This is a genomic window from Spongiactinospora gelatinilytica (assembly GCF_003236385.1).
Lineage (GTDB): Bacteria > Actinomycetota > Actinomycetes > Streptosporangiales > Streptosporangiaceae > Spongiactinospora > Spongiactinospora gelatinilytica.
Map to the genome: position 1 here is coordinate 1 of NZ_POUA01000783.1, position 855 is coordinate 855.

Genomic DNA, 855 nt, shown 5'->3' on the forward strand with positions numbered 1-855 from the left:
GTGCCGCCGGTACGGCTGCCGGACGGGCGGCCGGGGCGGGTGGCGAGCCATCGGCACCTGGTGGGCGACTACCTGCGGGCCGCGCTGCCGGTGGGGCTGCGGGTCGTGCGCTGCGAGGAGCCGGCGCCGCCGGTCGCCGACCGCGCCGAGCAGGGCGAGCCCCCTTCGATCGACGTGTGGGAGCTGTGGCCGTGGTCGCTCGCCGCGCTCGCGCCCGAGGCGGCGAAGGCGGCGGCGGCCGGGGTTCCGGCCATGCTGATCTGGCACTTCCAAAAGAGCTGAACCGCATTATGCCGAGGTCTTCGCCACGCTCCAGCCGCCGTCCACGGTGAGGGCCGCGCCGGTGATGAAGGAGGCTTCTGGGGCGGCCAGGAAGGCGACCGCGGCGGCCACCTCGTCCGGGCGGCCGAACCTACCGGCGGGCGTGGCGGCCACGGTGGCCACCCGTCCGGCCTCGGCGACGTCGTTCCAGGCCGGGCTCATGATCGGGCCCGGCACGACCGCGTTCACCCGCACCTCGGGGGCGTAGTCCACGGCGAGCTGCCTGGTCAGGGACAGCAGACCGCCCTTGGCCGCCGCGTACGCGCCGCAGCCGGGCAGCCCCACCCCCGCCTGTACCGACGACGTGATCACCATCGCGCCCCCGCCGTCCTTGGCCAGCAGCGGCAGGAACGTCCGCGCGCCCAGATAGGCGGCCTTGAGCGAGACGGCGAGCTGGAGGTCCCAGTCGGCCTCGGTCAGGTCGCCCAGCGGCAGCGCCGGCACCACCCGGCCGGGCCCGTTGGCGTGCAGTACGTCCAGCCTGCCGTACTCCGCCAGCACCCACTCCCCCGCCGCCGCCCAGTCGCCCGGCAC

General features: G+C 75.9%; 1 protein-coding gene and 1 pseudogene. One reads left to right on the forward strand and one right to left on the reverse strand.

Annotation, left to right across the window (positions count from 1 at the left end; genetic code table 11):
• A pseudogene (locus tag C1I98_RS42410) lies at window positions 1–282 on the forward strand (SAM-dependent methyltransferase); the annotation flags it as partial.
• Window positions 283–288: 6 nt separating this feature from the next.
• On the opposite strand, the gene C1I98_RS39385 reads toward C1I98_RS42410, so the two are convergent.
• Window positions 289–855, reverse strand: a 567-nt coding sequence (locus C1I98_RS39385; RefSeq protein WP_111172238.1) for an SDR family NAD(P)-dependent oxidoreductase, incomplete at its 5' end; no start/stop codon positions are given.